The following is a 25,893-nucleotide window of genomic DNA, read 5'->3' on the forward strand; positions in this document are numbered from 1 at the left end:
TTTGTCCTCCAGAGTGCCACACCCCATGACCCAGCCCAATGCCACCATGCTGAAATTCGGCTATCCGGCCAGCGTCGTGGCGGAGACGGCCCTGTGGTCGGTGCAGGTACGGCCGCAGCAACCGGCCCTTGGCTCCCTTGTTCTAGTCTGCAAGGAACCGGCCACCGCCTTCGCGCAGTTGACGCCGGCTGCGTTCGCAGGGCTGCAGGAAGTGGTGGCGCGGGTGGAGACGGTGCTGACCCGGTTCACCGCCTATCAGAAGATCAATTACCTGATGTTGATGATGGTGGACCCCGACGTGCATTTCCACGTGATCCCCCGGTATGAAGGCGCGCGGGACTATCGCGGCGTCAGCTTCCCCGATGCCGGCTGGCCCGGTCCCCCGGCGCTGGGCCAGGCGGTGGCGCCGGATGCCGATATGCTGGCGGCGCTGACTGCCGATCTGAAGGCATTGTGGGTGGATGTGACGTGAACGGCTCGCCGCTGCCGTCAGAACGGCAATACAAGCTTCACTCCACGCGGCTGATTGACCGCTATATCCTGACCGAAACGCTGAAGCCCTTGTTCGCGTCGCTCCTGGTCGTGCTGGTGGCGCTGCTGATGGAGCGGCTGCTGCGGCTGTTCGATCTGCTGGCCAATCATGGCGGGCCGTTCGACATGGTCATCCGGCTGGTCGCCAATCTGGTGCCGCATTATCTGGGTTTGGCCCTGCCGGCGGCGTTCTTCATCTCCATGTTCATCATTGTCGCCCGGATGGGGGAGGATAATGAACTGGACGCGTTGCAGTCGGCGGGTCTGTCGGTGCCACGCATCGCCCGGTCCTTCCTGGGGCTGGGCGTGGCGCTGATGGTGTTTTCCATCATCCTGTTCGGCTATCTCCAGCCCTATGGCCGTTATGGCTACAGCGCCATTTATCACATGGTGGTCAATGCGGCCTGGGATGCCACCGTTCCGCAGGCCACCTTTGTCGATGCCGGCGAGGGTGTGACCATCTCCGCCGATATGGTGGACCCGACCGGGCGCCGATTGGAAAAGGTGTTTGTGCAGCAGGACCGCGACAATGGTGAGAAGTGGGTGACCACGGCTGTCACCGGCGCCCTGGCTGCCACACCCGATCGGCAGCGGGTGCTGGTCACCCTGCATGATGGGGTGCAGGTGCGCGTGCTTCCCGATGGCCGTCGGCAGGTGATGGAGTTCGGGGAAATGACCCTGGACAAGCCGTTCCGGCTGGTCACCGAACCTTTCCGCGAACGTGGCGGCAGCGAGCGTGAACTGACCTTGCATGAGCTATGGTCGGAAATGCACGACCCGCAATCGATCCTGCCCTTTAACAAGGTGCGGTCGGAACTGCATGCGCGGCTGGCCCGGTCACTGTCATTGCCGCTGCTGCCATTGCTGGCCGTGCCGATGGGCATGGCGGCGAAGCGGGCGCGGCGTGGGCAGGGGATCGCGTTGGCGACCCTGATCCTGATCATCTACCATCATCTGATACAGTTGGGTGAAAGCCTGGGTGATGTCGGGCGTCTGCCGCCCAGCATCGGCATCTGGGTGCCGTTTGGCCTGTTCTGCCTGCTGTGCGCCTGGTTGTTCCACCGCGCCGATGTGCGGCCGGGCGAGAACCCGTTCGCGGCGATGTTCGATGTCATCGACAATGTCACGGGCTTCATCGGTCGCCTGTTCAAGCGCCGAAAGAAGAAGGCGGGGGGGGCCAAGCCATGAACCGCAGCACCATCACCCGTTATCTGACCCGCACTTTCCTGGTCCGCGTTCTGTCGGTTCTGTTCGCGCTGTCGGCGCTGTTGCAACTGCTTGACCTGCTGGATGCCGCGTCGACGGTTCTGGAGCGTGGGCTGGGCGGCGGCGGTCTGGCCTATTACACGATGATCCGCCTGCCCATGGTGATGGAGCGGGTGGTGCCGTTGGCCGTGCTGATCGGCTCGCTGTCCACCCTATGGACCTTTGCCTCCACGAACGAGATCGTGGCCATGCGGTCGGTCGGCATGACGCCATACCAGATCATGGGCGCGCTGCTGCCGGCGGCCTTGGTCATTTCCATCGCCCATTTCATCATGGCCGATCAGGTGGCCCCGCGCTGCGAACGCGCCTTCGTCAGCTGGTGGACGGCGACGGAACTGCCGTCGGAAAAGAAGGATGATGACCCGGTGAAGCCGGTCTGGTTCCGGCTGGGCGATCATGTCGTGCGGATCGGCAGTATTTCCGATGATGGCAAGCATATCTATGAGATGGAGATGGTTACCCGCGATGCGGACGGCAAGGCGACGGGCCTGATGTCGGCGGTTAGCGGTGACCATGGCCGCGATGGTTGGCAATTGTCAGGCGTGGTCCGGACCGAGATCGGGGAGCCGCTGCGCGTGACGCAGGATGACAAGCTCCGCTGGGATGTGGACCTGTCGCCCAACAATATGATCGACCTGCGCAAGCCGCCGGAGAATATCCCCTTCAACCGGCTGCTGCGCATCGTGCGGGGTAGCTGGGCTGGCGGCGAAAGCCCCACCTACTATGCTACGCGCCTGCATTCCACCTATGCGGCACCGCTGGCGTCGCTGGTCATGCTGCTGCTGGCGGCACCCGTTGCGCACGGCATGCGCCGGCGCGGTGGGGCCATGGGCAGTCTGGCATTGGGCACCGTCATCGGCCTGATTTTCCTGCTATCCTCTGGCATTCTAAGCTCCATGGGGCAGGCGGGTGCCTTGCCGCCGGTGATGGCGGTCTGGTCACCGCTGGTCCTGTTTGCCGCCATTGGCGGGGCCATCATGGTCTATGTGGAAGGATAGGGCGGTACGGTGTCGCATTGCGGCATCGCCCTTGAAGACCGGTCCTTCGGGGCCTAATTTGACGCCACGGTTAATGGGCCGGATGGCCTGTTCGATGATTTGGGAAAGGGTAGGGGCATGTGGGGCGATGCCTGGCGCGGCCGCAGCTATGACCTCGGCAAGATGAACCTGCGGGAATTGGCGTTTGCCTATTCCACATATCCGGCCATCCAGGCCTATGCGGCCCTGGCGCTCGCCTCTGCCGTGCTGGCGGTGATCTGGACGGAGAATTGGGGCCTGATGGCGCTGACCGTGCTGGTCGCGACCTTCATCTATCCGATGGCCTGGTACCTGATCCACCGCTTCATCCTGCATGGCCGCTGGCTGTACCGCATGAAATGGTCGGCGGCGCTGTGGAAGCGCATCCATTTCGACCATCACCAGGACCCGCACAAGCTGGAAGTGCTGTTCGGCAGCCTCGCCAACACCCTGCCCACCATCGCCCTGGTGACGGTGCCTGTCGGTTACCTGATCGATGGCAAGGCGGCGGCGGCAACGGCGCTGGCCACGGGCCTGTTCACCACCTGCATCTATGAATTCTTCCACTGCATCCAGCACCTGAACTACAAGCCGACCTGGAACTGGGTGGCGCGGATCAAGCAGCTGCACCTGTATCACCATTTCCATAATGAGGATGGCAATTACGGCATCATCTCCTATGGTCCCGACATGCTGCTGGGCACCTTCTACCGCGAGGCGAAACAGAAGCCGCGCAGCCCGACCGTGTTCAACCTGGGCTATGATGTGGAAGAGGCCGGGCGCTATCCCTGGGTCATGGAACTGACCGGGTCGCCGCCGCGCGACCGGCCGCCGCGTCCGCCTGCATCGGGCAACAGCGATGGCGTGAAGGCTGCATCTTGAGCGGCGGCCAGGGCGGGGACGCCGGCATCCGTATCGAACAGGTGGAACCCGGTTCCAAGGGTGTGGACCGCTTCATCGCCCTGCCATACCGGTTGCATCAGGGCGACCCCAACTGGGTTCCTCCCTTGTTTATGGAGCGGCAGGAAACCCTGTCGCCCAAGACCAATCCCTATTTCCTTCATGCCGATGTCATGTACTTCCTGGCCCTGCGGGGGGACCGGGTGGTGGGCCGCATTTCGGCGCAGATAGACCGCGCAGGCCTTGAAATTCGCAAGGATGCAATGGGCCATTTCGGCCTGCTGGCGGCAGAGGATGATCAGGCGGTGGTCGACGCCCTGTTTGCGGCGGCGGCGGACTGGCTGCGTGCCCGTGGCATGGTGCGCATGGTCGGGCCCTTCAATCTGTCGATCAATGAGGAAACGGGCCTGCTGGTCAATGGCTGGGACCGGCCACCCATGCTGATGATGGGCCATGACCGCGCCTATCTGGGCCCCCGGATCGAAGGGGCAGGACTGGTCAAGGCCAAGGATGTCTACGCCTATCTCTACGACATCGAACGCGACATGCCCTCGGCGGTTCGTCAGATGATCGACCGGCCCCTGCCGTCCAATCTGACGCTGCGCATGCTGGATATGAAGCGTTATGAGGAAGATCTGGGCCACGTCACCAGCATCTTCAACAATGCCTGGTCCGGCAACTGGGGTTTCGTGCCGCTGTCGGAGGCCGAGACCAAGCAGATGGCGAAGTCGCTGAAGCTGCTGATCAATCCCAAGCTGGCCTGGATTGCCGAAGTGGATGGCAAGCCGGTGGCCTTTGGTGTTTGCCTGCCGAACTTGAACGAGGCCATTGCAGACCTTGGTGGCAAGCTGTTCCCGTTCGGCATCTTCAAGATGCTGTGGCGGTTGAAGGTGGCGGGTGTGAAGACGGCGCGTGTTCCCCTGATGGGGGTGCGGCGCGACGTTGGTGGCTGGCTACAGGCCATTCTGCCCTTCCTAGTGGTCGACCGTATGCGCCTGGAAGCACGCAAGCTGGGCTATGAGTGGATCGAGCTGTCCTGGATTCTGGAAGACAATCGACCCATGCGCCGCATGATTGAGGCCATCGGGTCGGATCGCTACAAGACCTACCGCCTGTATGAGCGCGCGTTGTGACGGGCATGACGACCCTGGTTCTGGCGGGATCGCGGGGACCGGAGGATCCGGTGGCAAAGCTGATGGGCGTCAGCCACAAGGCCTTTGCCCCCATCGCCGGTGTGCCCATGCTGGTGCGTGTGGTGCGTGCGCTGACCGCATCGCCTTGCGTCGGCATGATCCATATCGCCATTGAGCGGCCCGAACTGGTGGAACAGCACCCGGAGCTGGGCTTATTGCTGGCCGGCGGGCGCATTGCGTTGCTGCCGGCGGAAGGCAGCCCCAGTCGCAGCGTGTCGGCAGCGCTGGAGACGCTGGGCACGCCCTTGTTCGTGACGACCGCAGATCATCCGCTGTTGCGCCCGGAATGGGTGGATCATTTCCTGACGCATCTGCCGGACGGGACCGATGTCTGCGTCGGTCTGGCGCGTGACAGCGTGATCCAGGCGGCGGTGCCGGAGACGAAGCGCACCTATCTGCGCTTTGCCGACGGGGCCTTCTCCGGCTGCAACATGTTCGCTTTCCGCACGCCCGCCGCCGCCGGTGTGGCCCGCACATGGCGGCAGGTGGAGGCCCAGCGCAAGCATCCGCTGCGCATGATCCGCCTGCTTGGCCCACTGTCGATCCTGCGCTTCTTGCTGGGTCGCTTGACCCTGACCGCCGCCCTGGCCCGTCTTGGCCGGATCACGGGGGCCAGGGCAGGGGTGGTGGAAATGCCCTTCGGTCTGGCCGCCGTCGATGTGGACAAGGCGGCGGATGTGGAACTGGCAGAACGGCTGCTGTCGGTGTGAGGATCACACCCAGGCTGCACTGGTGGCGACGGGATTGCTGATCAGGCTTTCCACCACGGACAGGCCCTTTTCCAACTGGCTGGCATGGTCCACGCCCAGCAGGCAGATGCGCACCGCATTCTGCACCTCGCCCTTGCCGGGGCTGAAACCGTCGGCAGACGTGATCTTCACCCCGCGTTCCAGAGCGCCGCGCACCAGTTCTTCCCGCCGCACGCTTTCCGGCAGGGGCAGCCAGAGATGGGTGACCGCCGGGTCGGAGGCGGAAAGATCCATACCCGACAGCACCGACCGGGCCAGGGCCTGTCGTTCAGCCACCAGGGCGCGGCGGCGATGCGCGATGCGAACCGCCTCCCCACTGTCGATCAGTTCCGCCGCGACCACGACACCCAGATGGGCCGGGGCCAGGACGGTGGCGCGCAGGATGGTGGCCAGTCGGTCGAACAGCGGGCGCGGCCCCACCACATAGCCCGTGCGCAGACCGGGGAACAGTGACTTGGACAGGCTGCTGATATAGAGCGTCACGTCCGGACCCAGACTGTACAGGGTCGGCGGTGCCGGCTGCTTCAGGAAGCCATAGACATCATCCTCAATGATCATCAACCCGATGCGCCGCGCCATATCGACCAGCGCGCGACGGCGTTCCAGGGACAGGGTGGCTGTGGTCGGGTTCTGCAATGTCGGCATGCAGTAGAGCGCGTGGGCACCATGGGTGCGGGCGGCCTGTTCCACGGCGTCGGGCAGCAGGCCGTGGGCATCCATGGCCACAGGCACCAGCCGTAGCCCCAGATGCAGCGCCACCGCCCGCAATCCGGTATAGGTCAACTGTTCCACCAGCAGCGTATCGCCCGGCCGCGTGACGGCGGACAGGGCCGTCAGCATGGCCCCCTGGCCGCCGACGGCCAGCAGCACCTGTTCGGGGGCGACATGCATGTTGGCGCTGTCCGCCAGCCAGTCGGCAATGGCGGCGCGCAGGCGCGGATGGCCCAGCGGCGTCTGATAGGACATGAGGGCCACCAGATCGGGCCGTTGTGCCACCGCCTGCGTCGCCGCCGTCAGGGCACCAGCGTCGGGCCACAGGGCCGTGGCGTTCACCGACAGGTCGATCAGGCCGACATTCATCTCCATCAAGGTGCCGCCCGTGTCCGCCACCGGCTCTGTCAGGCGGCGGGGGTCGCGCACGAAGGTGCCGCGCCCGACCTCACCTCCGATCAGGCCCTGACGCTCGGCCTCCTGATAGGCCCGCGTGATGGTGCCGACAGTGACCTTCAGGTCCCAGGCCAGATCACGGTGGGTGGGCAGGCGGGTGCCGGGCGGCAGGGTACCGTTGGCAATATCCTCTGCCAGGGCCGCCGCGATGGCGCGGTAAAGCGGGCCCGGACGATGGGCGATGGCGGGCTGCCAGCGGACGGTGGCGGGCTGATTCATGGCACGCATCCTCAATCCAGATCCCGGTGACCATGGCCGATCATCGGTTTCAGGCGTCAGGAGCACCCGGTTTCACCGGGCATATCCTCGTCATGGCGGAAATTGTCCCCCTTTGTCGCATGGGTGCCAGGAACAATCCGCACATTGACGCCTGATTGTCCTCAAAATATCCAGAAGAGACAGCGTGATCAACCCAGCAATTCTGCGATACAGGGTGACAATTCACGCAAAGCAAGGGTGACAATGGTGATTGTCACCCATACATGGAGGGTGCGTGATGGAAAACAGCCTGAACGAAACCCTGTTGGCCCTGGCGGGCTATTGCGTCGCCACCTCCGTCACACCGGGCCCCAACAACATGATCCTGGCCGCCAGCGGCGCTACCTTTGGCGTGCGCCGCACGGTGCCGAATATACTGGGCATTGTCGCCGGCTTCGGTTCCCTGCTGCTGCTGGCCGGCATTGGCGGGGAGGCGCTGATGCGCGCCGTGCCGATATTGGAACCGATCCTGAAATATGCCGGGGTGGCCTATATGCTGTACCTGTCATGGAAGATCGGCACGGCGGGCCGTCCTGAGGCGGGATCACGCGCCGCACCCCTGACCTTCCTGCAGGCGGCGGCATTTCAGTTCATCAATCCCAAGGGTCTGGCCATGGCCCTTTCTGTCCATGCCATCTACCGCATGCCGGTACTGGGCGAGGTGGGCAGCATCCTGACCGTCACGGGCATGTTCCTGGTGGTGGGCATGCCCTGGACCCTTGTCTGGGTCCTGTTCGGTCAGGCCATGGGCCGTTGGTTGCGGGATGACCGCCGTCTGCGGCTGTTCAACGGTGCCCTGGGGCTTGCCACGGCGGCCAGCGCCTTGTTGCTTCTGGTTTGACGATCTTGTTATGGATACAATATCGTCATTGAGTGTCTATTGTCCTGATTGTACCTGTTGATTGTGTCGCCTGCGGGTGACGTTTCCCGTGCGACAGGGACAATCATGGACGAACTTTCCTTGATCCGCGATGCAGACAACCGCGCCACCGCTTATCTGGGTGGCGTGGCGGGTCGGCGGGTCTTTCCCGACCAAGCAGCGCTGAACGCCTTGTCGGTATTCGCCGAGCCGCTGCCCTACCGGGGTCGTCCAGCCGAGGAAACGCTGTCCCTGCTTGATGGCGTCGGCGGCCCGGCGACCGTGACCAGCAATGGTCCGCGCTATTTCGGCTTCGTCATCGGTGCAGCACTGCCGGTTGCTGCGGCGGCGGAACGGCTGATGCTGGCCTGGGACCAGTGCGCCTCTTCCTATGACAATTCACCGGTGTCGGCTGTGCTGGAACGGCAGGCAGGCGACTGGCTGCTGGAGGCGCTGGATCTGCCGCGTGAGGCGGCGGTGGGTTTCGGCACGTCGGCAACCGCCTGTGGTCTGGCCTGTCTGGCGGCGGCGCGCCGGTCACTGCTGACACGCAAGGGCTGGGACTTTGACCGTCAGGGTCTGGCCGGGTCGCCGCCCATCCGCGTGGTTGTGTCGGAGACGGTGCATATCACGGTGCGCAAGGCGCTGCGGGTTCTGGGCTTTGGCCTGGATAACCTGATCATCGCGCCCACCGATGAATTCGGCCGGATTGATCCTGACCGTCTGCCGCCCCTGGATGACAGCACGATCCTGTGCTTGCAGGCCGGCGAGGTGAATATGGGCGAATTCGATCCCTTCATCCCCCTGATCCGGGCGGCGCGGGCCGCCGGTGCCTGGGTGCATGTCGATGGCGCCTTCGGCCTGTGGGCGCGGCTGTCATCGGATGCCATGCGCCTGACCGCCGGGGTGGAAGGGGCGGACAGTTGGACCACCGATGGCCATAAATGGCTGAACACCCCCTATGATGGCGCCATCGCCATCTGCCGCGATGGTCACGCCCTGGCCACCGCCATGAACAGCGACGCGGCCTATGCCGCCGCCGATCCGTTTTCGCAGAAAAACCTGACGCTGGAATTCTCCCGCCGGGCGCGGGGCATTCCCATCTGGGCGGCCCTGCGCACCCTGGGGGTGGAGGGCATTGCGGAGATGGTGGACCGCCACCGCGCCTTCGCCCGCCGCCTGGCCGACGGGCTGCGCGCCACGGGGTTCGAGGTGCTGAACCGCGTCGTCCTTAACCAGGTGCTGATCCGGGTGGCGGGCGATACTGACGATGGCGCCCATCTGACCCGCATCCGCAAGGCGGCGGAGGCGTCGGGCGAGATCTGGTTCGGTCCCACCGTCTGGCGCGGGCGTCCCGCCGCCCGCCTGTCCGTCTCCAGCTGGCGCACGGGCGAGGCGGAAATTGATCACGCTATCGCCGTTCTGGCCCGGTTGCGCGAAACTGTCTAAGTCTGACCTTTGAGGAACTGATCATGCGCCTGCCGCTCTATCAGGTCGATGCCTTCACCGACACACTGTTCGGGGGCAATCCCGCCGCCGTGGTGCCGCTGGAAAGCTGGCTGCCCGACGCCGTCATGCAATCCATCGCGGCGGAGAATAATCTGGCCGAAACGGCCTTCATCCTGCGCGATGGAGAGGGATGGTTCGTGCGCTGGTTCACGCCGGCCAACGAGATCGACCTGTGCGGTCATGCCACCCTGGCCTCGGCCTTCGTCATCAGGACCTTCATCGATCCCGATATCAGCGAGATCCGGTTCCGCACCAAGGTGGCGGGGGACCTGCGCGTGATCATCACCGATGGGCTTTACACGTTGGATTTCCCGACCCGCGCGCCGAAGGATATCGATGCCCATCCTGACCTGATCCGCGGGCTTGGCGGTCCGTCGCCGGAGCTGGTGCAGGCGGCCCGCGACTGGTTCGTCGTCTATAAGGACGCGGCCACGGTCCGTGCCCTGTCCCCGGATTTCGCCCTGCTTAACGGGGTGGGGCGCATGGTCATTGTGACCGCACCAGGGGATGAGCCGGGCGTGGATTTTGTGTCCCGCTTCTTCGCGCCCATGGATGGCATTCCGGAGGACCCTGTCACGGGGTCGGCCCATTGCACCCTGATCCCCTATTGGGCGGAACGGCTAGGCAAGGATGTGCTGGAGGCGCGGCAGGTTTCGGCGCGCGGCGGTACGCTGCATTGCCGCCTGCTGGGTGACCGCGTCCATATCGCGGGCCGCGCCGTCCTTTATCTGGAAGGCACGATCCATGTCTGATCCCCGGTTCTGCTGAAGGCGGCCATCCCATGCCCACCATCGCCATCATCTGTTTCGACGGTTTCACAGACATTGATGTCTTCCTGCCCTGGGACCTGTTCAACCGGCCTGTTCATGCCGGGCTGGTCAAGGATGGGACCGAATGGCATGTGCGTCTGCTGGGCACGGCGGATCGGCATGTCTCCCGCACCGGCCTGTCCATCGCCATGCATGGGCGGGTGGAGGAAGCGGCGGATGCCAATGCCGTGATGTTCGCCAGCGGCTTTGTCACCCGCGCCCTGCACCGCGATCCCGCTTATCTGGCACGGTTCGCGGGTCTGGACCCGGCCCGGCAGGTGCTGACGGCGCAATGCAGCGGGTCGCTGATTCTGGGCGCGCTGGGCCATCTGCACGGCCGCCGCGCCACCACCTATGCCGCACCCGATGCCATCGCGCGGCTGGCGGAACTGGGGGCGACCTATGTCAATGACGGTCTGGTGGTGGATGGTCCGGTCGCGACGGCGGCCGGATGTCTGGCCAATGCCGATCTGGTCGGCTGGGTCGTGACCCGGCTCGCGGGGCCGGAACTGGCCGCCGCCGTGCTGGCCGAGGTGGCGCCCAATCCTAGCCAGGGGGCGGCGTGATGGCAGCGGAGCTTCTGCCGGTGCCACTGCCCGTTCTGGGCGGTTTCGCGGCACTCAGTCTTGGCATGGTGCTGACGCCCGGCCCCAACATGGCCTATCTCGTCTCCCGTTCCATCTGTCAGGGACGGGGTGCCGGCCTGATCTCGCTCATGGGGGTAGGAACCGGCTTTGTCGTCTTCTTGATGGCGACGGTTTTGGGCCTGACGGCGGTTCTGTCCGCCGTGCCCCTGGCATTCGACATCATCCGCTGGGCTGGTGCCGCCTATCTGGCCTGGCTGGCCTGGAACGCGCTGCGCCCCGGCGGGCATTCCCCGTTTCAGGTGCGCGATCTGCCGCCCGACAGCCCCCGCCGGCTTTACATGATGGGGCTGGTCACCAACCTGCTGAACCCCAAGGCGGCGATGCTGTACCTGTCGCTGCTGCCGCAATTCATTGATCCGGCGCGCGGCTCTGTCCTGGCGCAGGGCCTGGAACTGGGGGCCGTGCAGATCAGCATCAGCCTGTCGGTGAACGCCATTTTCATCCTGATCGGCGGCGGCATCCCCCGATTTCTGGCAGGGCAGCCTGTTTGGGCGCGGGCACAGCGCATGGTCATGGGATCGGTCCTGGCCGGCCTTGCCGCCCATATGGCGATCAATCGGTAAGGGAAGGGCGTCATGGATATCTGGGAAATCCGCCGCGACGACGGGCATGTCGTCAGCAATGATCCGGCCCGTCTGAACTTCGATATCATCCATCCGGCCCTGGCATCTAGCTACTGGTCACCGGGAATCAGTCGCGCGAAAGTCGAGAAGGCTGCACGCCATTCGGTGGCAATCGGCCTCTATGATTTCAATTGTTTCCAAATCGGCTATTGCCGCGTCATCACCGACCACACCAGTTTCGCCTATCTGGCGGATGTCTGGGTGAACCCGGAACGGCGCGGTGCGGGGCTTGGAACCTTCCTGGTGGACAGTGTGGTCAACCGTCCGGAATGGGCGGATTTGCGCCGATTCCTGCTTTTCACGGCGGACGCGCACGGGTTGTACGCAAAGTTCGGCTTTGCAGCACTTGATAAACCGGGAAGGGCCATGTGGCGGCCCGCAAAAGCCTGATGGATACGCGCATAGGTGGTACGAATCGCCTATGCCTTTCGGTCTATCCAACCCGTCCGTTATTCCTCTGTTTACCCCGGATGGAGAATTGAGCAAGATAGCCCGGCTTTCAGACTTGCCGTCCGCTGGCGCCGCCCCGTTGGTTTGACGGTCGGCGTTCGAGATGGTTTTATCGAGCCCTGGCCTGTGGACAAACAGAAACTCATCGGTACCGTCCAGACGGTCTATGAACTGCACAGTTTCCACACGGACCTGTGGCTGGTGGTGCGGGAGTCGCCCGACCTGCGTCAGCTGGAGCCGTCGGCTGCCATGCTGGTTCAACGCAATGAGGTGGATGGTATCCGCCTTGTCCGCCGTTCCGATTATAAGGACCATGAGTTCGTCACGACCGTGACCATGGTGAAACGTCTGCGCAATGGCGTGCAGGAGGTGGACCCGCTGGCCCGTGCCAATCCGGGCCGGGACGCGTCCTGGTGCGATAAGCCTGAAGACCTGATGGGCGATATCCAGCGCCAGATGTTCCGTACCTTCTTCGTGAAGTTCCTGGATGAGAAACGGCTGACCCCGCTGGAGATCCTGAATTACGAGGTGCATGCCCGCGTGCTGGATCAGGCGGGCACGACGGTACAGGGCGCGTTGCAGCGTCTGGCCTCGGTACAGGTACGCGGCACCAAGCAGACCGCCGTGTCGCGCATGAAGGAACTAATGAACATTGCCGACAATGGTCTGGCGGCGCTGGTTAAGGAATCCAAGGGAAACCCGCCGATCAAGATCGGCCCCGGCGGATTGCTGGAAGTTGTTTCCGCTTATAAAGGCCCGCCGGAAGGGCTGTCGCGGGCGCTGTACCGCGCCGTGGCGGCGTATCTGGCCGATGCCAAAAGCTGGGTGGAGAAGCTGGATCGGCTGTTCCAGATGTTCACGCCGGACCTGTCCTTGCGTGAAATGCGCGTCCTGGACAGCTTGGCCGCCGAAATCCTGGCGTCTCCCCTGGCGCTGAAGGAACTGGCGGGGCAGGAGAAGACGCGCCTGGAACTGGTGCTGAATGCGGTCGATCTCTATGTCGGCAATCTGGGGGCAGGGCAGGGGGAACAGCCGGCGGGCGTGAAGGCCCTGTCCATGCTGCTGTCCGAAGGGGTGCTGCCCCGCACGCTGGCCGAACTGCGTCTGGGACTGTTGCGTCATCTCCATTCCCGCCTGCCGCTGCGCAGCGACCGGGGTATCCGGGATGAGATGGAGGCCACGGTCGAGGTCATCACCTATCTGCGCCAGCACGCGCCATCCCTTGGCAGGGACGAGGAGGTGCTGGAGGCGCTGGCCCAGCGCGCCGACCGTCTGATCCAGCCGGAGGCGATGTCCGAACTGATCGGCCCCATCCGGGGGGCGGTGACCAAGGCGGAAACGGTTCTGTCACTGGCCGAAACCGCGCCGGGCGATGCGCCGAAGGCGAAGATCGCGACGTACCTGCGCAGCCTGATCGTGCCGGAGGATTTCATCCGCGAGGTTGGCAACCGGATGGAGGCGATCAAGACGCTGGGCACCATGGCCCGGCGCATCGTGATGTCGGGCATGCCGGCGGCGCCCAAGCGGGAAATGGCCGAAATCCTGGACAGTGCCATCTTCGACAGTATCCGCACGGAAATCCTGGCGAACCAGAGTATGCCGTTCGCCGACCGTATCCTGACCATCGTGCGCCTGTGCGGTGGCCTGCCGGAGGGGCGGGCGCGGCAGCTTGCGGCGGATCAACTGACCCAAGCGCTGAAGCGACCGGAATTCATCCTGAACTATCTGGAACGGTTCCCCGGCGCCACCGAACGCCGCGACGCCTATTTCAAGCTGTGCAATGCCATGCTGGAATCCGGGCTGGTGGATAAGTCGCTGCTGCCGATGGGGTAGCAATCGTCGCCTGACCATTGCCGGTCGGCGACTGCCGGTCCGCCGCACATGCGGCGTGAGCCAAGCCGCCGGATGGCGGCGCCCGGCGCCTGACGGAACAAATCAAAAGTAATAATCTTTCCCCTGCGTGCCCCGCAGAGCAGAAATCTGATCCACGCGCAGCGATGCCCCATTGACGGGCACCTTCCAAGTCCATAGCTTCGGCGGCGGGTCACACCCCCCCAACGGGGTGCTACTATTCTGGAAGGAATAGCCATAATGGCTGCGCCGAAGCCGGGCAATCGCCCCGCTAATCCGCAATTCTCGTCGGGTCCCTGCGCCAAGCGCCCCGGCTGGACGATTGAAGCCCTCAAGGGCGCCCTGACGGGCCGCTCGCACCGCTCCAAGCCCGGCAAGGCCAAGCTGGAGCAGGTGATTACCCTCTCCAAGGAAATTCTGGGCATCCCCGCCGATTACCGGCTGGGCATTGTTCCCGCCTCCGACACCGGTGCCGTCGAAATGGCACTGTGGTCGCTGCTGGGCGCCCGTGGCGTCGATATGCTGGCCTGGGAATCCTTTGGTAAGGATTGGGTCACCGACGTCGTCAAGCAGCTGCGGCTGACCGATGTCCGTCAGATGGTCGCCGGTTACGGTGCGCTGCCCGACCTCACCGCCGTCGATTTCTCCCGCGATGTCGTCTTCACCTGGAACGGCACCACCTCGGGTGTCCGCGTCGCCAATGGCGACTGGATTGCCGCCGACCGCGAGGGCCTGACCATCTGCGACGCGACGTCTGCCGCGTTCGCCATGGACCTGCCCTGGGACAAGCTGGATGTCGTCACCTGGTCCTGGCAGAAGGTGCTGGGCGGTGAAGCCGCGCACGGCATGATCGCGTTGAGCCCTCGTGCCGTTGACCGGCTGCTGAACTACAAGCCGGCTTGGCCGCTGCCGAAGATTTTCCGCATGGCCAGCAATGGCAAGCTGTCGGAAGGCATCTTCAAGGGTGAGACCATCAACACCCCATCAATGATCGCCGTCGAAGACGCGCTGGACGGCCTGAACTGGGCCAAGTCGGTGGGCGGTCTGGAAGGGCTGATCGGCCGGTCGGAAGGTAACCTGAAGGCCGTGGCCGACTGGGTTGCCAAGACCGACTGGGTCGATTTCCTGGCCGACACGGTGGACAGCCGTTCCTGCACCTCCATCTGCCTGAAGATTGTCGACCCCTGGGCGACCGAACAGCCGGCAGAGGCGCAGGCCGAGATCGCCAAGAAGCTGACCAGCCTTCTGGAAAAGGAAGGCGTGGCGCTGGACGCCGGCTCCTACCGCGATGCCCCGCCGGGCATCCGCATCTGGGGCGGCGCCACTGTCGAGAACGCTGACATCGTGGCCCTGCTGCCCTGGCTCGACTGGGCCTATGCCACGGTCAAGGCCGGCTGATTTCCTGATTTGACGGGTTGACCCTCACCCTCCCATTGCTTGGCAGCGATGGGCCCCTCCCTTTCCCGCCAGGCGGTAGAGGGGCAGATTTCACCCCTCGCCCACGAAAGTGGGAGAGGGAGGGGCCCGCCCGCAACGCAGGTGGGAGGGTGAGGGGACCCTGCTTCCCCATATATCCCGCATCTTCATGCGAAGGACACTCCCATGCCCAAGGTTCTGATTTCCGACAGCCTGTCCCCCCGCGCCGTAGAGATTTTCAAGGAGCGCGGCGTTGAGGTTGACGTCAAGGTCGGTCTGAAGCCCGACGAGTTGAAGGCCATCATCGGTGAGTATGATGGTCTGGCCATCCGTTCCAACACCAAGGTGACCAAGGATATCCTGGCCGCTGCCACCAACCTGAAGGTTGTCGGGCGCGCCGGTATCGGTGTTGATAATGTGGACATCCCCGCCGCCACGGCCCGTGGCGTCGTCGTGATGAACACGCCGTTCGGCAATTCCATCACCACCGCCGAACATGCCATCGCCATGATGTTCGCGCTGGCCCGTGAAATCCCGGCGGCCAATGCCTCCACCCATGCCGGCAAGTGGGAGAAGAACCGCTTCATGGGCGTGGAACTGTTCGGCAAGGTGCTGGGCGTCATCGGCTGCGGCAATATCGGTGGCATCGTCGCTGATCGCGCCATCGGCCTGAAGATGAAGGTCATCGCCTTCGACCCGTTCCTGTCGCCCGAACGCGCCACGGAAATCGGCGTGGAGAAGGTGGAACTGGAAGAGCTGCTGAAGCGCGCTGACTTCATCACCCTGCACACGCCGCTGACCGAGGCGACCAAGGGTGTGCTGGACGCCAAGGCGCTCGCCAAGACCAAGAAGGGCGTGCGCATCATCAACTGTGCGCGTGGCGGCCTGATCGTGGAAGAGGCCCTGCAGGCCGCCATCGAGGCCGGCCATGTTGCCGGTGCCGCCCTGGACGTGTTCGCGGAAGAGCCGGCCAAGGCCCACCCGCTGTTCGGCAATGAAAAGGTTGTGGCCACGCCGCACCTGGGCGCCTCTACGACGGAAGCGCAGGAAAACGTTGCCCTGCAGGTGGCCGAACAGCTGGCCGACTATCTGGTGAATGGCGCTGTCGTCAATGCCCTGAACATGCCGTCCGTCACGGCGGAAGAGGCCCCGCGCCTGCGCCCCTATATGAAGCTGGCCGAACAGTTGGGCGGCTTCGTGGGCCAACTGATCGATGGCAGCCTGAAGGGCGTCGCCATCGAATATGAAGGCCAGGCCGCGACGCTGAACACCAAGCCGCTGACGGCCATCGTGCTGAAGGGCCTGCTGGGCCCGCTGATGGAATCGGTGAACATGGTCAACGCCCCCGTCATCGCCAAGGAGCGTGACATCAAGGTGGCCGAGACCAAGCGCACCAATGACGGCGATTACCAGACCCTGGTGCGCATCATCGTCACCACCGACAAGGGCACCAACAGCGTCACCGGCACCCTGTTCGGCGGTGACAAGCCCCGTCTGGTCGAAATCGACGAAGTGCCGATCGAAGCCGAGGTCACGCCCTTCATGCTGTTCGTCCGTAACGAGGACAAGCCGGGCTTCATCGGCAAGCTGGGCACCACGCTCGGCAATGCCAGCGTCAATATCGCCACCTTCCACCTGGGCCGCACGGCACCGGGCGCCAATGCCATCTGTCTGGTGTCGGTGGATCAGAAGGTGGATGACGCCCTGCTGGCCACCATCCGCGCCCTGCCCAGCGTGGTGCGTGCGACAGAACTGACCTTCGCCTGATCCTGACCGGGATCAAGCGGGAGAGAAGGGAGGGCATTGGCCCTCCCTTTTTCTTTATGTGCAACGGTCAGGCCGGTGTCGCACCGGGTGGGCGCAGATACGCCAGCATGTGCGCGACATAATCGGCCTTGCCCAGCGGAATGCCGTGATGGCGCAGGATCGTGTAAGCCGTTGTCAGGTGGAAATAGAACTGCGGCAGGCACCAGTCCCGGGCATATTGTTCAGGTGACATGTCAAAGACCATGCCGTTAGGCAGGGCCAGGGCGATGGTGCGCCCGTCATGCCGGTCCAATGCGCCTGGCTCCAGTGCCGTCAGGAAACCGATCGCCGCCGACAGGCATTCCCGCGCCTGGACCCAGTTGCCGGGATTGGCATTGGCGTTCCAGCCCTGCTGACGCACGGCCAGCAGCGTATCGGGCAAGGCGACGCCCTGAAGACGGTAGAACGGTTCCTGCGCCTGGAAACAGGCAAAGCGGATTTGGGCGGCCAGAGGATACATGTCAGGTGCCAGCCGATTCGACAGCAGTGCGTCGGTATCCGTCCCCTGATGGGCCTGCGCCTTGTCCAGCCAGCCGCCTATGGCGCGCAGCATTTGCGTGAAGGTCGGCACCAGAAGCTCATGCAATGACATTTCATCTCTCGTCCGGTTGATCGTCCCCGGACTGTAGCGCCCATGGACCGGTGTCACGCCATCCCGTCGATGCCAGCACTCTTCTTCCTATCCGAAAGTGATGTGTTCGGTGGAAAATCGTAACCATGGTGTTCGACAGTTTGTGCTATGTAGTCTGTCGGACCCGGTGGACCCGGGCCCTTGATCGGACAACCCCTGAGACGCAAGGCCTTTGCAGATGAAGTACGGCAGCGAATCGAGCAATCTCTCCGGCGCTGGCAAGAGCGAGGTGTCCTCCGCCTTGCAGGAAATCAGCCGTGAGTTGGAAGGCCTGCGGACCGAAATTGAGAAGGTCGGCACGGTGGCGCAGCAGATTGACGCCATCGCCAAGCAGACCAACCTGCTGGCCCTGAACGCCACCATCGAAGCCGCCCGCGCGGGCGAAGCCGGCAAGGGCTTCGCGGTCGTGGCCGGTGAAGTGAAGAACCTGTCGGGCCAGACCGCCGCCGCAACGGCCGAAATCTCTGCCGTGCTGCAGAGCCTGACCAAGCGTACCCAGCATCTGGGCCAGCTGGTCGAGCGCGCCATCACCCACGCCTGATCGCGTGTTGTGACATTGGAAAGGGCGGTGCCGGCAACGGCGCCGCCCTTTGCGTTTGAATGATGTTCCCAGGTAAAGTTTCAGGATCGTACTGATGTCGAACCGCCCCATCCTGATCATCGGCGCCGGCCCTGCGGGTCTGATGGCGGCAGAAATCCTGGCAGGTGCGGGCCACCTCGTGGAAATCCATGACGCCATGCCCAGCCCGGCCCGCAAGTTCCTGATGGCGGGGCGCGGGGGGCTGAACATCACCCATTCTGAACCGCTGGACCGGTTCATCACCCGCTATGGCGCTGCCCGTCCGTTCATGGACCCGCTGATCCGTGCCTTCACGCCCACCGACCTGCGCGACTGGTGCCATGGGCTGGGAGTGGAGACGTTTGTCGGCTCCTCTGGCCGGGTGTTCCCGAAAAGCTTCAAGGCCTCCATCCTGCTGCGCGCCTGGCTGCAACGGCTGGACGGGCTGGGGGTGAAGCTGTTCACGCGCCATCGCTGGACCGGTTGGGCCGATGACGGGGCCGTGTCGTTTGACACCCCGGCGGGTCCGCAGACGGTCCAGGCCGCCGCCACCATCCTGGCACTGGGTGGGGCCAGCTGGCCGCGGCTGGGATCGGATGGTGGGTGGAGTGCGCTGCTGGCGGCGCGCGGTGTGCCGCTCGCCCCGTTCCGCCCGTCCAATAGTGGCTTTGATGTCGCCTGGAGTGCCGGGTTCCTGGAGCGGGCAGAGGGTGAGCCGCTGAAGCGCATCGCCCTGACCTTCAAGGACCGAACCGTTCCTGGTGAACTGGTCGTCACGCGCACGGGGCTTGAAGGTGGGGCGCTTTACGCCCTGTCGGCGCCGCTGCGCGACGCGATTGAGCGGGAAGGCAAAGCGGTGGTGCATCTGGACCTGAAGCCCGACCTGACGGGGCCGCAGGTGCAGAACAAGCTGGCACGCACCCCGCCCGCCGACAGTCTGGCCAACAAGCTGCGCAAGGGCCTGACCCTGGGGCCGCCCACCGGTGCGCTGATCCGGGAATTCGCGGGCGATGTTGATCTGGGTCGAACCGCCAATCTGGCGGCACTGGTCAAGGCCCTTCCGGTGACCCTGTCCGGACAGCGGGGGCTGGACCGGGCCATCTCCAGTGCGGGTGGCATCAAGCTGTCGGCCCTGGATGGCAATCTGATGCTATCCGCACTGTCGGGCGTCTTTGCCTGTGGCGAGATGCTCGATTGGGAGGCGCCGACGGGCGGATACCTGCTCCAGGGCTGTTATGCGACGGCGGTGGCGGCGGCCAGGGGGGTGGAGCGGTTCCTTACTTCCCCGACGACACTGCCCGGCGAAGGCGCTTGATCCCCACCCAGACAGCGGCGACGATGGTCGGCACGGCAATGCCGGTCATCAGCGCCTTGGGCGGCAGGCCGCCAATGGTGGGCAGGCCATCCACCACGTACTTCACCAGCCCCAGCAGGTAGTAGGAGATGGCGAAGACGGACAGGCCTTCGACCGCTTCCTGGATACGCAGCTGGGTGCGGGCACGGTGTTCCAAGCTTTTCAGGATTTCGGCATTCTGTTCCGCCCGCTGCACATCCACACGGGTACGCAGCAGCGAACTGGCGCGGCTGATCCCGGCGGCCAGCTCGCCCTGACGCCGGGCCACCGCCTCACAGGTGCGGACGGCTGGGCGGAAGCGGCGTTCCAGGAAGACGCCGAGGCGCTGCAGGCCGGGTATCCGTTCTTCCCGCAATTCCTCCACCCGCCGTTCGACCAGTTCGGCGTAGGCGGTCGTGGCCCCGAACCGGTAGCGGCAGCGCACCGACAGGGCTTCTGCTTCCGCCGCCAGACGGGTCAGCGCATCCAGCAGCCCGTGTTCTTCCGCCAGATTGCCGCCCAGGGCGGTGCGGGCCACGATGCCTTCCAGACGCTGTTCCAGGCTGGCCAGTTCAGGCCCCGCCTCCCGCGCCAGGGGCAGGCCCAGCAGCGCGGTCATGCGGTAAGTCTCAATCTCCAGCAGACGCTGGATCACACGGCCGGCATGGCTGGCTGACAGGGCCTTGTCGCGGACCAGGACGCGGGTATGGCCATCGCTGCCCAGGTGGAAATCGGTCCAGACCAGCGCCTCGCCGCCCGCCACCTCGCTGCCCAGCAGCTCTCCGCGTGGGAAGATGGCAGACAGGCTGTCGGGCGTGTGATGCGGGTCCCCATCCGGCTCCAGCCGCAGATGGCAGGCCACCAGACGCGGCCCCGGCAGCCGTGAGGTCCAGTCGGCCAGACGCGGGGACAGGGCCGACCATTCCCCCGCCTCACCCGGTGCCATGTCGGCGATGGTGACGGCGGTGAATTCGGTATGGCGTTCCCATTTTACGGCGCGGCCATCGACCAGCAGCTGCACCTGCCGTAGCTCCGATCCCGGCAGCGGCAGGCCGACATCGCGGCATAGCGCCAGCAGATGGGCGTGATCAGCCCCCAGCTCCCCCGTCAGATGGGCCAGATGGGTGACGCGCGCCGGGGTCGTGATCCGCATGTGCGGACGCGCGTGCAACTCGTCATTCAGCTGCGTGCGTTGGGGATGATCCCTTCCGTCGCGCCCATCCGGTGCCATCGCCATGAAGTTCCCCCGGCTCATTATTATGATTATGGTTAACTATGACGCGGGTGTTGGCGGTGCGCCATGAGACATGTTGGCAAAATGCCCGTCAGGCCCGCACTCCGGAACCGCGTGATGCCGATTGGACACGCGCCCAGAAATGTGCCCCCGTTTGAAACCCGATGGTGCCGGCGTAACCGACCGTTTCAAGACTGTCGCGGAAGATGGTGCCGATGGATTGACGCAGGTCCGCCGACAGCAGCGTCTGGGTGCGGATCATCAGGTCGAAGCGACCGGGCCAGACCAGCCCATCCAGCTGCATGGGGCCAAGACGGCTGAAATTCAGGTCCAGAAGGAAGCGCTTGGCAGGGCCACGGCCATCGGCCGGCTTCTCCTCTCCCTCCTGATCCGTCGCGCTGCGTACATGCAGCTGCGCGCGCATCACCTGTTCCGGCACGCCGAACGGGATGGGCATGCCGCGCCAGCCATCGGGCGTCGGTTCGGCCGCCTGCCGTGCCGCCGCCTGGAAATCCTCCCGCAACTGGGCCAGCAAGCGGGCGCCGCCACGGCCCTTCAGAATCTCCGTCGCTTCCCCGCCCAGCCAGCCCGACGCATCGCCACCGCGCAGGGCCGACAGGAAGAAGGTCAGGTTGGTGGTCAGGCGCTTGCTGGGCTGTGGCAGGATATTGGCGGCGATGGTGCGGGCCATGGCGGGATCGGCGGCCATCAGGGCCGACATCACCTCCCGCATGGCAGGCCAGTCGCTGCCCTGGCCGGGGTCAAGCGGGGGCAGTATGCCCGCCATGTCCCGGTTCTGCGGAATTTCCAGGGCCAGTGTCAGGTTGGTGCCGGGCGGCAGATCGGTACGCGCCCGCAGAACCAGGGTCCCCGCCGGTGTCGTCACCACAGGCTGCCCCTGGCTGGTATTGCCAACCAGGGTGCCGGTAACACTGTTGGCCGGCGCGTCGTCCAGACTTGCCGGGCTTGCCCCCGCCATATCCACCGACAGGATACGCAGTTGCACCGGCTGTCCATTGGGCAGGGGGGCCGGGCGGGGGGACTGTGGGGGTGCTGACGGTACGGTGGGTGGGGCGGTCACCGGGGTTGATGCATCGCCGCGCAGACGCGCGGTCTGGACCGCGGGTTCAGCCTCCGGTGCGGAACCGAGGCCGGTGGGCGGTGCCGCACGTGCCGGCTCGCTGCCGGTCTGGGGCATTGTGGGGGCAGGCGGGCGAGCAACACTGTTGCCGGGAGATGGGGTGGCGGGCGTGGACGGGCCGGCGCGGTCCGGACTGTCGGGCATAACCGGCGGGCTTGTGGACGGCTGAGGCGCTGGTGCCGGCTTCGCGTTTGGCTGTGTGCCAGCCTGTGTTGTTGGGGGTGCTGTCGGGGGCGATGGCGGCAGGGCATCACGCGCCCGCGCCACCTGCACCGGCGGGGCAGGGGCCTGTTCCGACTGACCAGGGATCGGCGGCGAGGCGGGGCGGATGTCGGTACCGGCGGGAGGTACGGTTGGTGCTGTCGGCTGTGCCGGGCTGCCGGGCACCGGTGCCGGTGGTGCGTTGGGTGTGGGGACTGTTGACGGCGCGGTCGGTGGGGGTGGCGGTTGCGGATCACGCAGCCGTGCCACCTGTATCGCCTGTGGCTGTGGCGCGCCGGGTTGGGCGGGTGTTGGCTGTGGCCGTGTCTGTTCCCCCGTCGGTGGGGCTGTGGGGGGGGATGGTGGCTGTCCGTCCCGGATGCGGGCCAGGGGTATCTCGCTGGTCTCCGATTTCGCTCCGGGTGGCTGCGGCGGCACCGGCGGTGGCGAGGGGGCCTTGCCGGGGACCGGACTGTCGGGGGCCGGGCTATTCGTTGGGGCGGGAGTTGTCGGGGCCTGACCATCGGCGGGTTTTGCTGTCTCTGGAACGGGCGCCGTTGAACCGGGCAGCGGCGGGAGGGTTGGTCCTGCCGGTACGGTCGCGGTCGGGGGGGCTGTGGGGGACTGGGGTGGCGATGGCTGCCGTGCCCGTGCCAATTCCTGCCCCCCCGCAGCGGCGGGCAGGTCGGGCAGGGGAACGCCGGGTGTGGCCGGTGCGGCGGGTCGGGAGGGGGTAGCCGCAGGTTCAGCGGGCCGTCTGCCACCCGTTGGCGCGGGGTTGGGCGTTGGAATCGGTGTCCCCGCCGCCGGCTGTGTCGACGGGGCGGTCGCTGGGGCTGACGGTGCCGCCGACCGCAGCCGCGCTTCCGTCACCGGCGGCTGTTTCGATGAAGGGCTGTCCAGGTCCTGGAAGGAGAACAGGCCGGATGAGGGGGTGGTGGGGATGTTGTACCGCGCCAGACGGGCCAGACGCGCGGCGTCCGGGGCGGGTGGCGTTGCCGGCCTTTCCGCTGTGGGTGCCGGGGGCTGGTCCGGCGTATCGCTCGGTGCCGGTGTGGGTTCCGGCGATGACGGGGCGGCAACACCAGGCTTCGCCACGACCGCTGGCGTATCACCCAACAGGGCGGTCAGAGGCGGCAAGGAGGCCGAGCTGGGAAGCGGCGCCTGCCCCTGGGTCGGCGCGGGGCTGGGCGCGCTGCCTGTGTTGGGGTTGGGCGTCTGGGGTGCGGGCGCGGAGGCCGGTGGGCTTATAGTTTCCGCTGTTGGCGCACCGCCGCTGGGCGCCGGCACCTGTCCTGATGGTGCGGCGGCATTTGCACCGCTGGCGGCGTTGCTGGTGCTGACGGGGGGCGGGGGGGATGGTGCGCGCGGCGTGGCGGCCACGACGATGGCGGCGATGGTGGCCCCTGGCTGGATCTGCGGCAGGGGCTGGGCCGGCGGGGTGGGGGCCGTGGTCTGCGGTGCGGCGGCCTTATCCGTGACCGGATTATTTACCGCCGGGGTCGGCGTCTGTGTCTGCGGTGGGGCCAGGGCGGCGGCGCGGGGCGGGGTTCCTGCCACCTGCGGCGGGATGCGCAGGGTGACGGGGCGGTCGGTGGGCAGTGGGGTTGGCGTTTCCACCGACACATCACCGGCGGCGGTGCGGATGGTGGCCTTGCCATCCTCCTGCGCCACCACCTGACCGGACACCACCAGCGCACGGTCAAGCCCTGCCAGCTTGTCCGGCAAGGCACGGATCATGACATCGGCCAACGGCACCAGACCGGGGCCGGATGGTGCCGGACCGGTCGTGGTCCCGGCCCCTGTCAGGGCGGGGGGAAGGGGGGCGGACATGGGGTCCGGCCCGCCCGATGGATCAACCCGCCGTCAGCTTCTGTGCCAGCGCCATGATGTCGTGCGCTGCGTCTGAGGTGGGGGAACGGACCAGCAGCGGCGTCTGCGTCTTGATGCTTTCGCGCACCTTCATGTCACGGCGGATGATGCCGGCCAGTTGCGGCGACTTGCCAAGGAATTTGCGGCAGGCGGCCAGCAGGGTCTCATACGTCTTGTCGCCCTCGGCCCGCGTCTGCGCCATGTTCACCACGATGCGCAGGTCAGCCATGGGGTTGGCCTGATAAGACAGCTTCAGGAAGGCGTAGGCGTCGGTGATGCTTGTCGGCTCGTCCGTCGTCACCACCAGCGAGATGCCGGCGGGGGCGGTGAAGGTGCGGACATTGCGGTCAACACCGGCGCCCAGGTCGATGACGATATTGTCGTAGGACCGGGCAAGATCGGTCAGATCATTGCGCAGCTGGGTCAATTTTGCCGGGGGCAGATTGGCCAGGCTGCCGGACCCGGAACGGCCGGCAATGATGTCGAACCCACCCTCATTATAACGTGTTGTGGAGCCGGCCAGTGTGACCATGCCGTCGATGACCTGCCCCAGGTCCCGCTTGGGCATCAGGCCCAGCTGGATATCGACGTTGGCGAGGCCCAGATCGCCGTCGAACAGCAGGGTCTTGCGGCCCAGCTTGCTCAGCGCGTGCGTCAGGCTGATGGAGAAGAATGTCTTGCCCACCCCGCCCTTACCGCTGGCGACAGCCAGGATGTTGCGCTGGCGCAGCGGGGTAACATTGGCGGAGGCGGCCATCATCGCGGACAGGTCGTTCATGCGTGGGTCCCCGTTTGCTTGGCTCGCCGCTGTTCGGCTTGCAGTTCCGGCATCATCATCTTGGCCAAAATTGTCGGCGTCAGGGCAGTCAACCCATCGGCAACTTTTGTCGTCGCACTCACATCTGCAAAAGCCAGGCCAGCCTCGTGCGCGGCGGCCAGCAGGCTTCCGTAACGCCTTGCCATGTCCATGCGGGTGGCCAGCAGGCGCCTGACCCCGATGGCACGGAAGGCCTTGGCGATCTCCACCGCTTCCACCGGATCAAGGCCGGCGGGCATTACCAGCACCGGTTCCATATCCGTGGCGGTAACGAATTCCCGCAGATCCTTCATATCCTGCGCGCTGTAGGGGTTGCGACCGGCGCTGTCGACCAGCACCTGCTCCATCCCCCGTGACACTTCCACCGCGTCCGACAGGGCCGTCGGATCTTCCACGGTGATCAGGCGCAGTTTCAGCACGCGGGTGAAGGCCTGCAGCTGTTCAATGCCGCCCGCCCGGATCGTGTCGGTCGAAATCACCCCGACGGGACGTTTCTGCAGGGCACAGCGCGCGCACAGCTTGGCGACGGTCAAAGTTTTCCCACCCCCCGGCGGGCCGACTAGCATCAAGGGGCGGGGGGCCCTGCCATCGGGCAGGGGTTGGAAGCTGAAGACGGCGTCCAATGCTGCGGCCATGGCCATCATGGGGTCGCGCGTATCGAAATCTTCCAGACTATCGACCAGCCGCTGATTCAGTTCCGCCGGAACACCATGGCGCAGCAGGGCATCGGCGACGACATCAATGGGTTCCGGGCCTTCCGGTTCCAGAAAGCGCAGGGGATTGGGGGCGGCGACCGGGGCGTGGGTCGCCAGCATGCCCTCATCTTCCTCAATGGCGGCGGTTACGCGGACGCCGACGCCTTCCTCCTCGCGGGTGGCCACGATGATGGCGTCGTCGCCCAGCACCTCGCGGACAAGCCGCATGGCTTCCTGCATGGATGGCGCATGGAACGATTTCAGACGCATGCCGACCCCGCCTTCCCGGCCCTCCAGCCATTGTTGATCCGATGAAACGCCACTATAGCAGCCTTTCCGGCGAAAACCCTATGGCGGTGG

The 25,893-nt window shown here is 65.4% G+C and carries 23 protein-coding genes; 17 read left to right on the forward strand and 6 right to left on the reverse strand.

The genetic code is table 11. The features are described from left to right. Positions 1 to 25: 25 nt before the first annotated feature. The 6 genes from ACT6Q8_RS03090 (at position 26) to ACT6Q8_RS03115 (ending at position 5,616) form a co-directional block, all read left to right on the forward strand. The gene (locus ACT6Q8_RS03090) at positions 26 to 472 is read left to right on the forward strand and encodes an HIT family protein (protein ID WP_444732596.1); all 447 of its coding nucleotides are present in this window, start codon (positions 26 to 28) and stop codon (positions 470 to 472) included. Beyond that, entirely contained in the window at positions 469 to 1,719 is a 1,251-nt protein-coding gene (gene lptF / locus ACT6Q8_RS03095) for an LPS export ABC transporter permease LptF (RefSeq protein WP_444732597.1), read from the forward strand. Before ACT6Q8_RS03090 ends, lptF begins: the two co-directional genes overlap by 4 nt. Continuing rightward, positions 1,716 to 2,795: an LPS export ABC transporter permease LptG gene (gene lptG, locus ACT6Q8_RS03100; protein WP_054167161.1), complete on the forward strand. Its 1,080-nt coding sequence runs from the start codon at positions 1,716 to 1,718 to the stop codon at positions 2,793 to 2,795. The genes lptF and lptG overlap by 4 nt, the downstream gene beginning before the upstream one ends. A 117-nt stretch (positions 2,796 to 2,912) precedes the next feature. Continuing rightward, the gene (locus ACT6Q8_RS03105) at positions 2,913 to 3,695 is read left to right on the forward strand and encodes a sterol desaturase family protein (RefSeq protein WP_444732598.1); all 783 of its coding nucleotides are present in this window, start codon (positions 2,913 to 2,915) and stop codon (positions 3,693 to 3,695) included. Then, positions 3,692 to 4,846 (forward strand): dATP pyrophosphohydrolase, encoded by a 1,155-nt coding sequence (locus ACT6Q8_RS03110; protein ID WP_444732599.1) that lies wholly within the window; start codon positions 3,692 to 3,694, stop codon positions 4,844 to 4,846. The genes ACT6Q8_RS03105 and ACT6Q8_RS03110 overlap by 4 nt, the downstream gene beginning before the upstream one ends. A gap of 5 nt (positions 4,847 to 4,851) precedes the next feature. Further along, positions 4,852 to 5,616, forward strand: coding sequence for a nucleotidyltransferase family protein (locus tag ACT6Q8_RS03115; protein ID WP_444732600.1), 765 nt, complete (start codon positions 4,852 to 4,854; stop codon positions 5,614 to 5,616). Positions 5,617 to 5,619: 3 nt separating this feature from the next. On the opposite strand, the gene ACT6Q8_RS03120 is transcribed toward ACT6Q8_RS03115, so the two are convergent. Beyond that, positions 5,620 to 7,041 carry an aminotransferase-like domain-containing protein gene (locus tag ACT6Q8_RS03120; protein ID WP_444732601.1) on the reverse strand — a complete coding sequence of 474 codons (1,422 nt, stop codon included), beginning with the start codon at positions 7,039 to 7,041 and terminating at the stop codon, positions 5,620 to 5,622. A gap of 277 nt (positions 7,042 to 7,318) precedes the next feature. Here ACT6Q8_RS03120 and ACT6Q8_RS03125 point away from each other — a divergent pair, with 277 nt between their 5' ends. From ACT6Q8_RS03125 to serA, 9 genes are all read left to right on the forward strand, one after another. Beyond that, entirely contained in the window at positions 7,319 to 7,921 is a 603-nt protein-coding gene (locus tag ACT6Q8_RS03125) for a LysE family translocator (RefSeq protein ID WP_444732602.1), read from the forward strand. A 105-nt stretch (positions 7,922 to 8,026) separates the two neighbouring features. After that, positions 8,027 to 9,388: a pyridoxal phosphate-dependent decarboxylase family protein gene (locus ACT6Q8_RS03130; protein ID WP_444732603.1), complete on the forward strand. Its 1,362-nt coding sequence runs from the start codon at positions 8,027 to 8,029 to the stop codon at positions 9,386 to 9,388. A 23-nt stretch (positions 9,389 to 9,411) separates the two neighbouring features. After that, positions 9,412 to 10,200 carry a PhzF family phenazine biosynthesis protein gene (locus ACT6Q8_RS03135; RefSeq protein ID WP_054167167.1) on the forward strand — a complete coding sequence of 263 codons (789 nt, stop codon included), beginning with the start codon at positions 9,412 to 9,414 and terminating at the stop codon, positions 10,198 to 10,200. Positions 10,201 to 10,229: 29 nt separating this feature from the next. Then, positions 10,230 to 10,823: a DJ-1/PfpI family protein gene (locus ACT6Q8_RS03140; RefSeq protein WP_444732604.1), complete on the forward strand. Its 594-nt coding sequence runs from the start codon at positions 10,230 to 10,232 to the stop codon at positions 10,821 to 10,823. Next, positions 10,823 to 11,467: a LysE family translocator gene (locus ACT6Q8_RS03145; protein ID WP_444732605.1), complete on the forward strand. Its 645-nt coding sequence runs from the start codon at positions 10,823 to 10,825 to the stop codon at positions 11,465 to 11,467. Before ACT6Q8_RS03140 ends, ACT6Q8_RS03145 begins: the two co-directional genes overlap by 1 nt. A 12-nt stretch (positions 11,468 to 11,479) precedes the next feature. Beyond that, entirely contained in the window at positions 11,480 to 11,917 is a 438-nt protein-coding gene (locus ACT6Q8_RS03150; RefSeq protein WP_444732606.1) for a GNAT family N-acetyltransferase, read from the forward strand. A gap of 186 nt (positions 11,918 to 12,103) precedes the next feature. Then, positions 12,104 to 13,810, forward strand: a complete 1,707-nt coding sequence (locus ACT6Q8_RS03155) for a hypothetical protein (RefSeq protein WP_444732607.1) — start codon at positions 12,104 to 12,106, stop codon at positions 13,808 to 13,810. A 258-nt stretch (positions 13,811 to 14,068) separates the two neighbouring features. Further along, positions 14,069 to 15,226: a phosphoserine transaminase gene (locus tag ACT6Q8_RS03160; protein WP_444732608.1), complete on the forward strand. Its 1,158-nt coding sequence runs from the start codon at positions 14,069 to 14,071 to the stop codon at positions 15,224 to 15,226. Positions 15,227 to 15,430: 204 nt separating this feature from the next. Then, complete coding sequence (serA, locus tag ACT6Q8_RS03165) at positions 15,431 to 17,011, forward strand: phosphoglycerate dehydrogenase (RefSeq protein ID WP_054167171.1); 1,581 nt, start codon at positions 15,431 to 15,433, stop codon at positions 17,009 to 17,011. 67 nt (positions 17,012 to 17,078) lie between these two features. Here the strand turns inward: serA and ACT6Q8_RS03170 are convergent, their stop codons facing one another. Next, complete coding sequence (locus ACT6Q8_RS03170; protein ID WP_444732609.1) at positions 17,079 to 17,642, reverse strand: DUF1993 domain-containing protein; 564 nt, start codon at positions 17,640 to 17,642, stop codon at positions 17,079 to 17,081. A gap of 217 nt (positions 17,643 to 17,859) precedes the next feature. Here ACT6Q8_RS03170 and ACT6Q8_RS03175 point away from each other — a divergent pair, with 217 nt between their 5' ends. Together ACT6Q8_RS03175 and ACT6Q8_RS03180 are read left to right on the forward strand one after the other, a co-directional pair. Further along, positions 17,860 to 18,222 (forward strand): methyl-accepting chemotaxis protein, encoded by a 363-nt coding sequence (locus ACT6Q8_RS03175; RefSeq protein ID WP_054167173.1) that lies wholly within the window; start codon positions 17,860 to 17,862, stop codon positions 18,220 to 18,222. Between the two features lie 94 nt (positions 18,223 to 18,316). Next, entirely contained in the window at positions 18,317 to 19,555 is a 1,239-nt protein-coding gene (locus ACT6Q8_RS03180) for a TIGR03862 family flavoprotein (RefSeq protein ID WP_444732610.1), read from the forward strand. On the opposite strand, the gene ACT6Q8_RS03185 is transcribed toward ACT6Q8_RS03180, so the two are convergent. The 4 genes from ACT6Q8_RS03185 to ACT6Q8_RS03200 all read right to left on the reverse strand — a co-directional run bounded on the left by ACT6Q8_RS03185 (position 19,518) and on the right by ACT6Q8_RS03200 (position 25,803). Continuing rightward, complete coding sequence (locus ACT6Q8_RS03185) at positions 19,518 to 20,810, reverse strand: DUF3422 family protein (protein ID WP_444732611.1); 1,293 nt, start codon at positions 20,808 to 20,810, stop codon at positions 19,518 to 19,520. The two genes, ACT6Q8_RS03180 and ACT6Q8_RS03185, sit on opposite strands and share 38 nt — an antisense overlap. 88 nt (positions 20,811 to 20,898) lie before the next feature. Next, positions 20,899 to 23,982, reverse strand: a complete 3,084-nt coding sequence (locus ACT6Q8_RS03190; RefSeq protein WP_444732612.1) for a hypothetical protein — start codon at positions 23,980 to 23,982, stop codon at positions 20,899 to 20,901. 22 nt (positions 23,983 to 24,004) lie between these two features. Next, positions 24,005 to 24,799: a MinD/ParA family protein gene (locus ACT6Q8_RS03195; RefSeq protein WP_054167179.1), complete on the reverse strand. Its 795-nt coding sequence runs from the start codon at positions 24,797 to 24,799 to the stop codon at positions 24,005 to 24,007. Next, complete coding sequence (locus ACT6Q8_RS03200; protein ID WP_444732613.1) at positions 24,796 to 25,803, reverse strand: GTPase; 1,008 nt, start codon at positions 25,801 to 25,803, stop codon at positions 24,796 to 24,798. Before ACT6Q8_RS03200 ends, ACT6Q8_RS03195 begins: the two co-directional genes overlap by 4 nt. Positions 25,804 to 25,893 lie beyond the last annotated feature (90 nt).

This window comes from Niveispirillum sp., assembly GCF_052437035.1.
GTDB lineage: Bacteria > Pseudomonadota > Alphaproteobacteria > Azospirillales > Azospirillaceae > Niveispirillum.

Excerpts from the sequence above, each read along its gene's own strand:
- ACT6Q8_RS03185 (WP_444732611.1), bottom strand. The coding sequence starts at position 20,810 with ATGGCGATGGCACCGGATGGGCGCGACGGAAGGGATCATCCCCAACGC.
- ACT6Q8_RS03180 (WP_444732610.1), top strand. The coding sequence starts at position 18,317 with ATGTCGAACCGCCCCATCCTGATCATCGGCGCCGGCCCTGCGGGTCTG.
- lptG (WP_054167161.1), top strand. The coding sequence starts at position 1,716 with ATGAACCGCAGCACCATCACCCGTTATCTGACCCGCACTTTCCTGGTC.
- ACT6Q8_RS03145 (WP_444732605.1), top strand. The coding sequence starts at position 10,823 with ATGGCAGCGGAGCTTCTGCCGGTGCCACTGCCCGTTCTGGGCGGTTTC.
- ACT6Q8_RS03195 (WP_054167179.1), bottom strand. The coding sequence starts at position 24,799 with ATGAACGACCTGTCCGCGATGATGGCCGCCTCCGCCAATGTTACCCCG.
- ACT6Q8_RS03140 (WP_444732604.1), top strand. The coding sequence starts at position 10,230 with ATGCCCACCATCGCCATCATCTGTTTCGACGGTTTCACAGACATTGAT.
- ACT6Q8_RS03115 (WP_444732600.1), top strand. The coding sequence starts at position 4,852 with ATGACGACCCTGGTTCTGGCGGGATCGCGGGGACCGGAGGATCCGGTG.
- ACT6Q8_RS03175 (WP_054167173.1), top strand. The coding sequence starts at position 17,860 with ATGAAGTACGGCAGCGAATCGAGCAATCTCTCCGGCGCTGGCAAGAGC.
- ACT6Q8_RS03150 (WP_444732606.1), top strand. The coding sequence starts at position 11,480 with ATGGATATCTGGGAAATCCGCCGCGACGACGGGCATGTCGTCAGCAAT.
- ACT6Q8_RS03160 (WP_444732608.1), top strand. The coding sequence starts at position 14,069 with ATGGCTGCGCCGAAGCCGGGCAATCGCCCCGCTAATCCGCAATTCTCG.
- ACT6Q8_RS03190 (WP_444732612.1), bottom strand. The coding sequence starts at position 23,982 with ATGTCCGCCCCCCTTCCCCCCGCCCTGACAGGGGCCGGGACCACGACC.
- ACT6Q8_RS03105 (WP_444732598.1), top strand. The coding sequence starts at position 2,913 with ATGTGGGGCGATGCCTGGCGCGGCCGCAGCTATGACCTCGGCAAGATG.
- ACT6Q8_RS03125 (WP_444732602.1), top strand. The coding sequence starts at position 7,319 with ATGGAAAACAGCCTGAACGAAACCCTGTTGGCCCTGGCGGGCTATTGC.
- ACT6Q8_RS03120 (WP_444732601.1), bottom strand. The coding sequence starts at position 7,041 with ATGAATCAGCCCGCCACCGTCCGCTGGCAGCCCGCCATCGCCCATCGT.
- ACT6Q8_RS03170 (WP_444732609.1), bottom strand. The coding sequence starts at position 17,642 with ATGTCATTGCATGAGCTTCTGGTGCCGACCTTCACGCAAATGCTGCGC.
- ACT6Q8_RS03130 (WP_444732603.1), top strand. The coding sequence starts at position 8,027 with ATGGACGAACTTTCCTTGATCCGCGATGCAGACAACCGCGCCACCGCT.
- ACT6Q8_RS03135 (WP_054167167.1), top strand. The coding sequence starts at position 9,412 with ATGCGCCTGCCGCTCTATCAGGTCGATGCCTTCACCGACACACTGTTC.
- ACT6Q8_RS03200 (WP_444732613.1), bottom strand. The coding sequence starts at position 25,803 with ATGCGTCTGAAATCGTTCCATGCGCCATCCATGCAGGAAGCCATGCGG.
- ACT6Q8_RS03090 (WP_444732596.1), top strand. The coding sequence starts at position 26 with ATGACCCAGCCCAATGCCACCATGCTGAAATTCGGCTATCCGGCCAGC.
- serA (WP_054167171.1), top strand. The coding sequence starts at position 15,431 with ATGCCCAAGGTTCTGATTTCCGACAGCCTGTCCCCCCGCGCCGTAGAG.